This window comes from Pseudomonadota bacterium, from assembly GCA_018823135.1.
Lineage (GTDB): Bacteria > Desulfobacterota > Desulfobulbia > Desulfobulbales > CALZHT01 > JAHJJF01.
Genome location: JAHJJF010000097.1, coordinates 33,885 through 47,367, shown reverse-complemented (window position 1 = coordinate 47,367; position 13,483 = coordinate 33,885). Strand labels below are relative to the sequence as shown.

Sequence of the window (13,483 nt, the reverse complement as noted above, 5' to 3'; positions counted from 1 at the left end):
AAACCAATTATCAGTCAACAATTAAGGATATCAGTTATCTGATTTAATTGGTTAATATTTCTATGTTGAAAATAAATAAGCTAAAGATGCACTGTCCTTGTCAGGATTTTTCAGTATATTTACGAGTCATCGTCCTATGCAGGCAGTGATAAACTGAAAGTCGTACCGGATTTTGGAGTCGAGATGAAATCCACCTGTCCGTTAAGAAAATGCTCACCGAATATTTTCATGGAATAAGTCCCGAATCCTCTTCCGTCTCCATTTTTTGTGCTGAAATGACGTTGAAATATCCGCAATGCGATATTATCCGGGATGTTTTTCTTGCTCCAAACAAGAAAATTCACCGTATCCAGACAAGACTCAATCCAGAATTTCACTTTTCCGCCTTCATCTGTAGCTTCAAGGGCGTTGGTAATCATGTTGGTCAGAATTCTCATCAATAAAGAATAATCTGTTATGACCGGCTTATTGGGCAAGATTTCCGGAATTGTGATTATTTTGTTCTTGGAAGCCGGATGGACGGCGAAAATATTTTGTATATCCCGAACAATAATTTCAGGCTGAATCGGCTCAATATATATTTGATATTTACCCACTTCGGTTGCGCTCAAAGCTCTTTGGATCGCAACTTCTTTTGAAAGTCTGAGGCAGAGATGCTTGATTTGTCCGGCAATTTCCTGGACATTATCATATTCAATAAATGTTAGAATTTCCGAAGCTCCGATAAGCCCGTTCATGATATTATTCAAGTCATGAAAAAACATTCTTTCCAGAGCGGCCCTTCTTTCGTGGGTTGTGATATCCTGAAGCAGCACAACCAGGAAACGTTTATCGGTTATGTTAACCGGGGTTGAACGGACATGGAGAAATAGATCCTCATCTTTGCCGTTTTTTTTCACCGTGGCGGCACATTTTCTTTCAGCATAATGGTCGGTGCCGAGACTTGTGACAATCGCAACGGCCGCGCCGCAGGTTGAACAGTATCGTGTGGTGCCGCATCCCCCAAGCGCATCATAAGCGTGCACACAATTAATCGCTTCACCGGGCCTGAGACCTATGATTTCTTCTATGCTGGTAATGCCGATTAATTCGAGAAAGGAGATATTTGAAGCAAGGATCTGTCTGTATTCATTCAAAATTATCATGCAGCCGGTCACGGATTTTAATACTGCCTCGGTGATCGGGTTGTTGACAACACTCTTGATTTGCATCAATAATTCCGCACCATCAAGCCTTTCAGGCTTGGCAAAATAGGTTTCCATGATCTAAACCGTTTCCATGATAATTTAAATTTGTTGTAAATGGGGTCCACAAAAAAATCCTAACTTCCGAATTCATGAAAAGTCAAGAAAAAGCATACGGATAGAGTAAAAAGCAAAATCTTCCTTTCTGTGAAAATTGTCCAAAAGGTCTTCACGAACATTCGACCTCAATCTGCAACACATCTGTGGACTTGTAAATTTGAGTTTTTCTTAATGATTACAACAAGCTTTACTTTTTATATTTTTTTTGCGCTTTTACTGAAAAAGGAGCTGATTGTCATTGACAGCGATTGAGCAATCTGTAATTTTGCATTCCATGAAATCACTCAAAGAGAATCTTACAGACTGGACTGATTGGGACCAAGCAGAACTGGCAATTGCCAAGTCGCTGAACATTCTGTCACCTGATTCGGAAATGACCCCTGACACAAAGGGAATTTTCTGGAGCACCAACCCCCTGGGTAATTTCCTGGCCGATGTACTGGAACAAATGTCTGAGATTGGTATTCTCGAATTTCGCGAAAAGCCGGACCTGCAGTTCAGATGGAATAATGATTATACCCTTGGATCTGAATAATTTCGTTTTCCTTCCCTTCAGCAGATCCAGTTTAAAGATATTTTTTCAGTTAATCATCTCCACCCTGATCTATTTCACCACCTCTAAACTATTTTCATGTTGAACCTTGAGAATCCATGGAGTTTCGGGATTATTCGAAGGCGTTGCTCCCTGCCCCCAATGCGAATCGTATAAACCCATGAGTGCGTGACAGGAAATCCCCCATCGGCGAACCTGTTGGAAACGGGATTTCGTCAAGCAGCAAAGCAGTTCGGAAATGCCGAAGCATCAAAATACGGCCACAAGCATTTTAAACCTGAAAAAAATAGCGGGACACAAAGAAATTATTAAGCGCCTCAGAATTCACCATTATCGGCAAATTCAATTCCTTCAATATGAAACGACAAAGATACTCGCTTGATTTGCCTGCATTCTATCTGGCAGTTTGGTCATTTTTATGCTATCTTCTGCGGCTCTAATTAATCTCTTCGGATAACATAAATAAATGATCATAATCAACGATCTCAATCTACAATACGGCAACAAATATATATTCAAGGAGCTATCCGCACGTATCGGAGAGCAGGACAGAATCGGCCTGGTGGGGGTAAACGGCACAGGTAAATCCACGCTGCTTAAAATAATTGCAGGAATTCAGGAAACTGATTTCGGCGTGGTTACCAGGTCCAGACATGCGACCATCGGCTATCTTCCCCAGGAAATAACCGCATTTCCATCCGGCAGGTCACTGTATGAAGAGGCTGAATCCGCCTTCGGCAATATCATTGAAATGCAGAACAGGCTCGAAGAGATCAACCTCAGACTGAGCTCGGAAGATTCAGGTTCCGCCGGTTATTCGCTTCTCCTTGTCGAACAGGGAGAATTACAGCATGAACTGGAACGGGCAGACATTTTCCGGATGAAATCTCAGGTGGAAACGGTTCTTTCCGGCCTTGGTTTTTCCGAAGCCGATCTTTCCAAAGACTGCACAACTTTCAGCGGCGGCTGGACCATGCGTCTGATGCTTGCCAAACATCTGCTTGCAAAACCTTCTTTTCTGCTGCTGGATGAACCGACAAATCATCTTGACATTGAAAGTCTCACCTGGCTTGAAAGTTTTCTGACCACCTATCAGGGCGCAATGATAATTATCTCACATGACCGCGCTTTTCTTGACAACATGACTTCCGCAACCTGGGAACTGAGCCGCGGAACCCTGACCGCTTACAAGGGAAACTACACAAAATATCTCGTAGAAAAAGAACTGCGTATGCAGGTCCAGCGTGCCGCCTACGAAAATCAGCAGGCGCAGATCCAGCAGACCATGCGTTTTGTCGAAAGATTCCGGGCAAAATCAACCAAGGCCAAACAGGTCCAGAGCCGTGTTAAACAACTGGCAAAACTGGATCGGATTGAACTGGAGGATTCGGAAAGCACCATTTCATTCCGTTTCCCTCCGGCTCTTCCCAGTGGCCGCCTTGCTCTGGAGGTTAAAGGTCTTACAAAATCCTACAACAACAAAAACGTCTTTACCGATATCTCCTTTGAATTGCAGCGAGGAGAAAAAATAGCCGTGGTGGGCGTAAACGGCGCCGGCAAATCCACCATGGTACGGCTTCTTGCCGCAGAAATAACCCCTGATAAAGATACAATTCGCCTCGGCCACAATGTCAAGACATCCTATTTCGGTCAACACCAGGCTCAGGATCTTCCTCAGAATTTAACCGTATTGCAGACCCTTTCAGAAGTCGAAGGCGATCGGAGTGTTACCCAGGATCGTTCAATTCTGGGCGCCTTTCTGTTCCGCGGCGATGATGTGGACAAAAAAGTTTCTATCCTTTCCGGAGGGGAAAAAAGTCGACTGGCCCTTGCCAAGATGATTATTACCCCGGCGAATCTGTTGATCATGGACGAGCCCACTAATCATCTGGACATGATGTCCCAGGAAATCCTCCAGGAAGCAATGAAACAATACGACGGCACCATAATCGTTGTTTCCCATAACCGTTATTTTGTTGATCAGTTTGTCAATAAAGTCCTGGAAATCAAAGACGGCAAAGCTACCCTTTTTGACGGCAATGTCTCCTACTACCTCGAAAAAACCAGAGAGAGCAGAAAAGTTTCTTTGCTTCCAGGCAAACCGCAGTCCGAGGCCGTTCAATCAACTGATGCCGCCCCGGCCCGCGGCAGGAATGCCCGCCAAGCGCAGGCACAAATCAGAATTGACAAAAACAAAATCCTGAGACCCCTGAAAATTCAAGCCGATGAAGCTGAAAAAGAAATCGAAAAGTATGAAGCGCGGAAATCTCTTGTTGAGAGCTATCTTGCCGATCCGGAACTGTATAAAGACCAGGATGCCTTTGCTGATAAAAGCCGAGAATATAAAGAAGTTGGACGACGCCTCGAAAGATTATATGCAACCTGGGAAGAGACCCAGGCAAGAATCGAGGAAGCGGAAAAATCCTTTGGGCAAGACGCCTTATAGAGGTTTCAGGGATCAGGGACAGCAATTGGAAGATGTGAAGGATGGAGAGTTCATTTTTCCGTTGATTTCCTTTCTCGTTTTTCACGCCGAAAAAAAAGCATCCATGAAATTTTCTTTTTTGTTGAGAAAAAAGAGCTACAAGCTTGACCAGTTGTCGATTTATCAGTATACATCACTTGTTTAAATCCGGAAATTCCGGGAAGTTTTCTTACTCTTACCTGAAAAAATTAACGGGCAGACAATATTTCCCCCCAACATCTGAAATACTTGTGGGTTTCATGATCGTCATAAGTAAATGAGATAGCTGGAGCCGATTTGTATGTCCGAACTATTAATTATCAACACGGAGGGGTACAAATGAAACAGAATTCTTTGTGTAAAAAACTCATTACCGGAGCTGCGGTTACAGCGTTACTTGCTTTTGCTCCATCAGTCTTTGCGTCAAGCGACGGCGGTCATGGCGGTGGCCATGGGGCGGCCGGGAAATCCATGACTCCCATGGAAACCATCAAGGCAGCGATCCAAGGCAACAGCCAGTTCACCGGCCATCATGATAACGCTTTTTTTGAAGCCTATCAGACAGGCCAAACCCCGAATCTCACGGTTGTCACCTGCGCCGACTCACGGGTGCACACCGGCCTGTTCGGCATGGATCCCAACAATAATATCTTCATCATCAGAAATGTCGGCAACCAGGTTGCAAACTCCGAAGGTTCAGTTGATTACGGCGTCCGGCACCTTCCCACCAAAATTCTTCTGATCATGGGTCATTCCAGCTGCGGCGCAGTTAAAGCGGCCATGGGTGATTATTCAGGCGAGACAAAAGGCATCAAAGCGGAACTTGATCCTCTGAAACCGGTGATGGCTGCCGATGACCAGCAAGGCGAATTCAAGACCCGCTGGGACATGAATGTTGAACGGAATGTTGATTATCAGGTCAAATATGCAATGGAACTCTATGCTGAAAAAATAAGTTCCGGTGAAATGGCCATTGTCGGCGGCGTCTATGATTTTAACAATAATTACGGAAAGGGCCGCGGCACCCTGGTTATTACGAATATAAATGGTGAGGCTGATCCCAACAAAATCATGCGCGATCCACTGTTACAGGAAATTCCCAAAGGTGACATCGTAACTCATGTTGGAAGTTTAGCTCCCGCAATGAAATAATTTCTACGCCAAGGTGAGAGGAAAGTACTTCACGAAAAGAGAAGTCCTTTCCTCTCACAATTTTTTAAATAGTAATTTAGGCTATTGGCTGAAGGTGTTGAGGTTGTCAACAAGAAACACCTGGCCTTGAGTCAACAGCCTAAACAACCCGAGTAATTTAAATGCCTAAACTGCTACGACAACAACTGGAAGATAGAGAAGAGCAGATTCTCTCACCCTTTGCCTGTCTGAGCAAACACAGCAAAGGCCGTCTGAACCCCGAAGAAGAATGCCCGATCAGGACGGCATTTCAACGGGACCGTGACCGAATCATCCATTCGAAGACTTTCCGCCGGCTCAAACACAAAACCCAGGTATTTCTTGCCCCTACCGGAGATCATTACCGTACCCGCCTGACCCATGTGCTTGAGGTTTCACAGATTGCCCGAACCATTGCCGGTGCCCTGCGTTTAAACGAGCACCTGACTGAGGCAATCGCCCTGGGACACGACCTGGGACACACCCCTTTCGGCCATGCGGGAGAGGCAACTTTAAACGAACTGTATCCCGGCGGTTTCAGGCATTATGAGCAAAGCCTGCGGGTTGTGGATATTCTTGAAAAAAAGGGAAAAGGGCTGAATCTCACAGCTGAAGTCCGAGACGGGATCGCCAAGCATTCTAAAGGGAAAAAGGAAATACTTCCGGATGATATCTCCGAACTGCCAACGACCCTTGAAGGCCGCGTTGTCCGGCTTGCCGATATAATTGCTTATGTGAATCATGATCTAGACGATGCCATCAGGGCCGGCGTAATCAAAAAAAATGATTTGCCGAAAGCTATCATCCAGAAGGTCGGCGCCAGCCATTCCATGAGGATCGGCACCATGGTGAATGATCTGATCCATCGGACCATTGAAACCGGCGAAAATCGTCTGGTGATGAGCGAGGATATTATGCAGGCCATAGCAGATATCCGAACCTTTCTCTATGCGCATGTTTATGATGTAAGCAAGGTCCACAATGACTTTGTCAAATCCACCAAGATCCTTCGGGAGCTGTATTATTATTTTTTAGAACACGGGACAAAATGGGATAACGATATCATTTACGATAAGGACACCTCGAAACACAAAAAGGTGTGCGATTTTATTGCCGGGATGACGGACCGTTATGCCCTTGATCTCTATACCGATATTTTCTTCCCCAAACCATGGAGCGTTATTTAAACCCATGTCAGAAACCAATACGAATAAAGCACACGAACTTCCCAAAGCATACGAATTTAAAGATGTGGAACAAAAATGGTATCGGACATGGGAGAGCGAAAAGCGTTTTTCCGCATCCATGGTTGAAGGCAAACCTTCCTACTCCATAGTAATCCCGCCCCCGAATGTTACGGGTGTATTACATATCGGCCATGCGTTGAATAATACCCTGCAGGATATCCTTATCCGCTATCGGAGGATGCAGGGCCAAAACACCCTGTGGCTTCCAGGAACAGATCATGCCGGGATTGCCACCCAGAATGTCGTGGAACGGCAGCTCGCCGCAGAAGGTTCAAGCAGGCACGAAATCGGTCGCAGAAAATTTGTTGAACGGGTGTGGAAGTGGAAGGAGGAGTCCGGCGGCCAGATAATCAACCAGCTGAAACGGCTGGGATCTTCCTGTGACTGGGACCGTGAACGGTTTACCATGGATGAGGGATTGTCCCGGGCGGTGCGCGAGGTGTTTGTCCGTTTATACGATGACGGCCTCATTTATAAGGGCGATTATATCATCAACTGGTGCCCACGTTGTCACACGGCGCTTGCTGATCTTGAGGTGGAGCACGAGCCAACCGACGGCAAACTCTATCATATCCGTTATCCGTACACATCCGGCGACGGGTATCTAATCGTTGCGACAACCAGACCAGAGACCATGCTGGGAGATACGGCGGTGGCAGTGCATCCAGCTGACGAGCGCTATAACAGCCTTCCTGAAAAATCGGTAATTCTGCCGCTGGTGAACCGCACAATACCCATTGTTTTTGATACCCATGTGGAACGCGAGTTTGGCACCGGCGCATTAAAGGTCACCCCGGCCCATGATCTCAATGACTTTGAGATCGGCCGTCGCCATGATTTGCCCAGCCTTTCGGTGATGGACGATAACGGCGTGATGAACGGGGAGGCCGGACCATATGCCGGGCTCGACCGTTTCGAGTGCAGGAAAAAAATTGTTGAGGATTTGGACTCACAGGGTTTCCTTGAAGGCATTGATGACTATCAACACGGCGTCGGACATTGCTATCGATGCAGCACGGTTGTGGAACCGACCTTATCAAAACAATGGTTCGTATCTGTAAAGCCCCTTGCCGAAAAAGCCATTCAGGCAGTTAAAAACGGCGATATCCGCATCCATCCGAAATCATGGGAAAACACTTATTTTGACTGGATGTACAATATCCGGGACTGGTGTATTTCCCGGCAGATCTGGTGGGGTCATCAGATACCGGCCTGGACCTGCGAATCCTGCAATGAAATCATCGTGGCCACTGCAGCTCCGAGCCAATGCTCAAAATGCAAGAGCAGCAAGCTGATACAGGAAACCGACGTACTGGATACCTGGTTTTCTTCGGCGCTCTGGCCTTTTTCCACCCTTGGCTGGCCGGATAAAACCAAAGAACTGGATTTCTTTTATCCCACATCCGTACTGATCACAAGCTTTGACATTCTGTTCTTCTGGGTTGCCCGGATGATGATGATGGGGCTTTATTTCATGAAAGAGATCCCCTTCAAGGATGTCTATCTGCATGCCCTGGTCCGGGACCAACACGGACAGAAAATGAGTAAATCCAAGGGAAATGTCCTGGACCCGATTCTGCTCATGGATAAATACGGCACCGATGCCATGCGCTTCACCATGGCAGCCTTTGCCGCACAGGGCCGCGATGTCAGACTCTCTGAAGAACGAATTGAAGGATATCGGCACTTTATCAATAAGATATGGAATGCAGCACGATTCTCGCTGATGCATATCAGTTCCTGCGATCCTGCAATTGTTCATTCAATAAATCACGAATCTCTCAGCCTCCCCCATCGCTGGATTCTGTCCCGCATGAGCAGGACAATTACCGATTTCACCAAAGGACTTGAGGATTTCCGGTTCAATGATTCCGCTACAGCAATTTATCAGTTTATCTGGCGTGAATTCTGTGACTGGTACCTGGAATGGATCAAACCTGATCTTTATGGTGACAATGAAGAGCTTAAATACAATTCGCAAGCCGTGTTATTACATGTTCTTGAGGTCATTCTCAAGCTGCTTCACCCAATAACTCCTTTTGTTACCGAGGAAATCTGGCATGCCCTTCCGGGGGAAAGACAAACAATCATGACTGCTGAATTTCCCGAAGCCACACCGCAATGGGAAAGTGAGGAGGCCGAAAAGGCCACTGATTTACTCATTGGGATTATTACCGGTATTCGTAATATTCGAAGTGAAATGATGATTCATCCTTCCGCTCAGGTTGAGGTTTTCATCATATGTCACGACGAAGAGAATATCTCGCTGTTGGATGAATACACTTCAACTGTTCGGGTTATTACCCGCACCGATAAATTTACCGTTGTGCGTAAAGGTCAGCGTCCTAAAGGCGCCGCATCCTATCTTTTCAACGATATCGAGATTTTCATTCCTTTGGCTGGTTTGGTTGATGCGGAAAAGGAAATCGACAAGCTCCTCAAGGATAAGCAAAAAGTCGAAAAAACCCTTCAGCAGGTTGAAGGAAAACTCGCAAACCCCAAATTTCTATCCGGTGCGCCTGAGACAGTTGTTGCCGGCGAAAAAGAAAAGCAGCAAACCCTTGCCGCCAAACTCAATAAAATTATCGAGAATATTTCCCGGCTGAAAGAAATATGATGGTTCGGAGCCCTGGTCACACTTGTTTTCATCCGAGACTAAAAACTATATCCTTATAAAAAGGAGAAAATGCCTTACAACTGTTTTGTGTTTTTCATATTGACAGAAACTATCATCATGTATATTAGAATTATAAGTTAATTTTTTTATTAGAATAAAAGCCTATGAACCTAAGTCAAAAAGAACATAATGAACGACGAAAGCATATCCGCTTCAAATTGAAAGAAGGGGTTATGGCAACCGTTCGTTATAATGAAGGGGTGGTCGGGACGATCATTGATATTTCCCTTGGCGGTCTCGCCCTGCAATATATAAACCTTGGCAAGGAGCTTACTATATCCCAGGGGCAGAAGGTTTATCTGTGCGACAAAAAAAATCGTTTGATCGCCATTACCTGTGATATTGTCTGGGATAAAGCTATCGAAGGACATTATTCAGCATTCAAAGTGGTTGAAGTCCGTCAGAGCGGTGTCCATTTCCATGAAGTTGAGGCCAATCAGGTTTTAAATCTGGACAATTTTATAACCAACAACATTTGACCTTTCCTTTCTTATCACAATACTCCGGTCTTTCTTTTTTCCCTTGCTTTTATCTGTTAAATGCTTTAATTTGCCTTCCTTTTCATACCATGAACAAATTGCCCTGAACAGGAAAAGCACCTCATGGGCATATATGCCCTCCTGACAGGTATAAACGAGCGAATCTAAAGATAGCATTCCTTTCCTACGGTGATCCCCCGGTTCGGAGTTTTTGCTTTCCTGCCGATGGTAGCTTCAGTATTTCATGAATAATTTCCAATAGTAAATTAATTTCTTTCGAGAACTTTTTAAGCTATCTCACTTTATTAATATCCGAGTTAAGCGCTTCCCTTTTTTGGTCTCGCTAACATTTAACTCTTCCCGCTAACTTTTAATGCAAGATAAATTTATGGAACAAAATAAAATTAGGAATATCGCCATAATTGCCCATGTTGATCATGGTAAAACAACACTTGTCGACCAGTTATTCCGACAGGGCGGCATGTTCAGGGATAATCAGGAAGTCACGGAACGCCTGATGGATTCCATGGATCTGGAACGTGAACGAGGCATTACCATATCTTCAAAAAACGGCTCGTTTCGATTTCAGGATCACTGGATAAATATTATAGATACCCCCGGGCATGCGGATTTCGGCGGCCAGGTTGAGCGGGTATTGCGAATGGCTGACGGCTGCCTGCTTCTTGTTGATGCGCAGGAAGGACCGATGCCGCAAACCTATTTTGTCCTCAAAAAAGCTCTTGCCCAGTCTTTACCGATAATCGTCGTAATCAATAAGATCGATAAACCCGCAGCCCGCCCTGCATGGGTTGTGGATCAGGTCTTCGATCTTTTTGTCAAACTTAATGCACCAGATCATCTTCTTGATTTTCAAGTGGTTTATGCCTCTGCAAAAATCGGCTATGCAACCGACACTCCGGATGAGCCTGGGGTCAATATGGAACCTCTGTCAAGGAGAATCATCAGCCATATCCCTGCACCCGTCGGTGATCCCGATGCGCCGCTGCAATTCCAGGTCAACACCATCGATTATTCCCAGTATCTTGGAAAACTCGGGATCGGCAAGGTTGTCAATGGAAGATTACGTTTGAACGACAAGGTCACGGTTTCCCTTCGTGACGGGTCGCTGGTTCCTGCTAAAATCACCAAGATATTCAAATTTGAATGCGACCGCAAGGTTGCTGTTGACCAGGCCTCCACAGGTGAGATTGTCGCGGTTGCCGGCATGGAAGAAATAACTGTCGGGGTGACATTTACCGACCCCAACGATCCAAGACCGTTGCCGCTCATCGATATCGATCCACCTACCATCTCAATGAATTTCATCCCCAATGATTCGCCTTTTGCCGGCACTGAAGGAAAATTTGTTACGTCAAGGCATATCGAGGCACGTCTGCGTCGTGAAACCCTTGCAGATGTTGCATTACAAGTCGTCCCACTGACTGAAGTCACAGGTTTTGCAGTATCAGGTCGCGGCGAATTGCATCTTTCTATTCTCATCGAAAAAATGCGTCGAGAAGGCTATGAGTTTCAGGTCACACGGCCCCAGGTAATCTATAAGGTTGAAAACGGCAAAAAGTTAGAACCCTACGAAGAATTAACCATTGATGTTGAAGACCGTTACAAAGGTACGGTTATTGAAAAACTTGGTAATCTCAAAGGGCAGATGCTGGATATGACCCAAAACAACGACATGGTACGGCTCGTGTATAAGATACCGACCAGGAGTCTGCTGGGGTTCAGGACCGAGTTTCTCACCGATACCAAAGGAATGGGTATCATGAATTATGTCTTTGCAGAGTATGGAGCTTATGCCGGAGATATTATCAACCGCCAGAACGGGGCGCTGCTGGTTAAAGAAAACTGCACCACGGTTGCTTATGCCCTTTTCAACCTTCAGGAACGTGGAAGACTGTTTCTCGGACCCGGAGAAAAAGTTTATACGGGCCAGATAATCGGCGAACATTGCCGCACCGGAGACATGGTGGTTAACCCTGCCAAAGGGAAAAAACTTACCAATATGAGGGCTTCAGGTTCCGATGACGCCGTCCTTCTGACCCCGCATATAAATTTAAGTCTTGAAGACTGCCTGGCCTTTATCAACGATGATGAACTTGTGGAAGTAACCCCACAAACAATCCGCCTCAGAAAAAGATAAGTTCCGCCATCAATGTCTTTGTTTGGCCTTATGGAAGCCGATCTGGGTATTGATTGTCCTTGACACACTCTGATCATGCACCTTGTTCTGGATGCTGGCAATAAGTAATGTCAATTCTTCAATGTTCCTGTTTATCTTGTTTTTCGGTTGATCCGGAGAATGACAGCCATTGCAGTCCTTATCAAATACCGCCATCTCGCGTTTTTCACGTTCCGTATGCGATGCCATGAGTTCCCTTACATCCGGTTGCGAAGTCGTGGTGGTAAATCTTTCGTTTACCAGCACAACAAGTGAATCTTTGGCCCCGAACTTGAGGGTTACATTTGCACGATTCTCCATATGACAATTTCCACACCGTCCTTCGAAAATTCCTGCCATTACCCTTTCAAAGCGCTGGGCGTAACCGGCCAAGACCTCAATTTTTTCGTTATCAATCAGATCAGGGGCTTTTTTCTGCATTTCCTTAATGGTGTGCAACCATTCCTCGTCGGTCATACTGCGCTGAAAAATCCTTTGGGTATTATGGCATGTTGTGCAGGTTTCCTGAAATATCTGCATGGAATTTTTCTGAGTCTGGGTATGAAACCGTACCAGTTGTTCGACTTCTTCATCCAGGATCAGCCCCCGGCTGTAAGCCTGCATTTTCTTTAAGGTTTTATTCCAGGTTTTTTCATCCTTAAAAACATACATGGACCGTTCCGGTTCATGGCATGATGAACATTTCTGCACAAAAAGGGTTATTATCTGCGGATCAATTGAAGAGCCTAGCCCCAATGCTGTTCCTACAGACTTGTTTAATCCCTGTTGCACGGCAAGATTATGCTCGCGAACATGGTAGTTGATAATCAGTTCAACATCCTCATCCAGGATAGTATTGCCGGCTTTTTCCTGCATTTTCTTCACAACCGCCCTTGCCTGTTCAAGGGTCATGGCTTTTTCGACAAATCGTTTTCCCGGATGGCATTGCTGACATTTCTGTTTAAACACCTGGGATTCTTTTTTCTGGCGTAAAATATGGAATTTAACCAGTTGTTCCAGTTGGTCGCTTGAAATCTGTGAATTTTCTTTTCCCCCCATCCGCTTAATGGTTTTTATCCAGGTTTCTTCATCCTTGAAAGTGTTAAGCACTCGTCGTACACCATGACACTTCTGGCATTTATCATTGAAAAGATCAGCGCCCATAACTGATTGTTCCGACGTTTGCCCAACGTCCTTCACACCTTCCTGACAAGAGTATGAAAGAAACAATAATGACGCAACAATAGTTAAAAGAGATGCATTCTTAATTGTATGCATGAAGTAATTCCTGCTCATGATTTCTTTCCTGTGGCTCAATTTAATCCATGTATAAAACGATTTATCCTGGTTTGAACTGTATTATAAACGCATGTGCAATGAACCTGTCAATATCAAGAATAATTCGTATCGATT

General features: G+C 45.3%; 9 protein-coding genes. 7 read left to right on the top strand and 2 right to left on the bottom strand.

The features are described from left to right. Window positions 1-134: 134 nt before the first annotated feature. Window positions 135-1,262, bottom strand: coding sequence for a HAMP domain-containing histidine kinase (locus tag KKE17_10595; protein MBU1710440.1), 1,128 nt, complete (start codon window positions 1,260-1,262; stop codon window positions 135-137). A gap of 316 nt (window positions 1,263-1,578) precedes the next feature. Between KKE17_10595 and KKE17_10590 the strand changes: the two genes are divergently transcribed. The 7 genes from KKE17_10590 (at window position 1,579) to typA (ending at window position 12,052) form a co-directional block, all read left to right on the top strand. After that, window positions 1,579-1,839, top strand: a complete 261-nt coding sequence (locus tag KKE17_10590) for a hypothetical protein (GenBank protein ID MBU1710439.1) — start codon at window positions 1,579-1,581, stop codon at window positions 1,837-1,839. A gap of 484 nt (window positions 1,840-2,323) precedes the next feature. Then, window positions 2,324-4,303 (top strand): ABC-F family ATP-binding cassette domain-containing protein, encoded by a 1,980-nt coding sequence (locus KKE17_10585; protein MBU1710438.1) that lies wholly within the window; start codon window positions 2,324-2,326, stop codon window positions 4,301-4,303. Window positions 4,304-4,660: 357 nt separating this feature from the next. Then, window positions 4,661-5,473 (top strand): carbonic anhydrase, encoded by an 813-nt coding sequence (locus tag KKE17_10580; protein ID MBU1710437.1) that lies wholly within the window; start codon window positions 4,661-4,663, stop codon window positions 5,471-5,473. 161 nt (window positions 5,474-5,634) lie between these two features. After that, window positions 5,635-6,678 carry a deoxyguanosinetriphosphate triphosphohydrolase gene (locus KKE17_10575; protein ID MBU1710436.1) on the top strand — a complete coding sequence of 348 codons (1,044 nt, stop codon included), beginning with the start codon at window positions 5,635-5,637 and terminating at the stop codon, window positions 6,676-6,678. Window positions 6,679-6,682: 4 nt separating this feature from the next. After that, window positions 6,683-9,355 carry a valine--tRNA ligase gene (locus KKE17_10570; GenBank protein ID MBU1710435.1) on the top strand — a complete coding sequence of 891 codons (2,673 nt, stop codon included), beginning with the start codon at window positions 6,683-6,685 and terminating at the stop codon, window positions 9,353-9,355. A 164-nt stretch (window positions 9,356-9,519) separates the two neighbouring features. After that, entirely contained in the window at window positions 9,520-9,894 is a 375-nt protein-coding gene (locus KKE17_10565) for a PilZ domain-containing protein (GenBank protein MBU1710434.1), read from the top strand. A 388-nt stretch (window positions 9,895-10,282) separates the two neighbouring features. After that, window positions 10,283-12,052, top strand: coding sequence for a translational GTPase TypA (gene typA, locus KKE17_10560; GenBank protein MBU1710433.1), 1,770 nt, complete (start codon window positions 10,283-10,285; stop codon window positions 12,050-12,052). Between the two features lie 9 nt (window positions 12,053-12,061). Here the strand turns inward: typA and KKE17_10555 are convergent, their stop codons facing one another. Beyond that, window positions 12,062-13,348 (bottom strand): cytochrome c, encoded by a 1,287-nt coding sequence (locus KKE17_10555; protein MBU1710432.1) that lies wholly within the window; start codon window positions 13,346-13,348, stop codon window positions 12,062-12,064. Between the last annotated feature and the right edge of the window lie 135 nt (window positions 13,349-13,483).

What these genes read in the sequence shown, in the direction of transcription:
- KKE17_10585 (MBU1710438.1), top strand. Translation starts at nt 2,324, where the DNA reads ATGATCATAATCAACGATCTCAATCTACAATACGGCAACAAATATATA.
- KKE17_10590 (MBU1710439.1), top strand. Translation starts at nt 1,579, where the DNA reads ATGAAATCACTCAAAGAGAATCTTACAGACTGGACTGATTGGGACCAA.
- KKE17_10555 (MBU1710432.1), bottom strand. Translation starts at nt 13,348, where the DNA reads ATGCATACAATTAAGAATGCATCTCTTTTAACTATTGTTGCGTCATTA.
- KKE17_10565 (MBU1710434.1), top strand. Translation starts at nt 9,520, where the DNA reads ATGAACCTAAGTCAAAAAGAACATAATGAACGACGAAAGCATATCCGC.
- KKE17_10570 (MBU1710435.1), top strand. Translation starts at nt 6,683, where the DNA reads ATGTCAGAAACCAATACGAATAAAGCACACGAACTTCCCAAAGCATAC.
- KKE17_10595 (MBU1710440.1), bottom strand. Translation starts at nt 1,262, where the DNA reads ATGGAAACCTATTTTGCCAAGCCTGAAAGGCTTGATGGTGCGGAATTA.
- KKE17_10580 (MBU1710437.1), top strand. Translation starts at nt 4,661, where the DNA reads ATGAAACAGAATTCTTTGTGTAAAAAACTCATTACCGGAGCTGCGGTT.
- typA (MBU1710433.1), top strand. Translation starts at nt 10,283, where the DNA reads ATGGAACAAAATAAAATTAGGAATATCGCCATAATTGCCCATGTTGAT.
- KKE17_10575 (MBU1710436.1), top strand. Translation starts at nt 5,635, where the DNA reads ATGCCTAAACTGCTACGACAACAACTGGAAGATAGAGAAGAGCAGATT.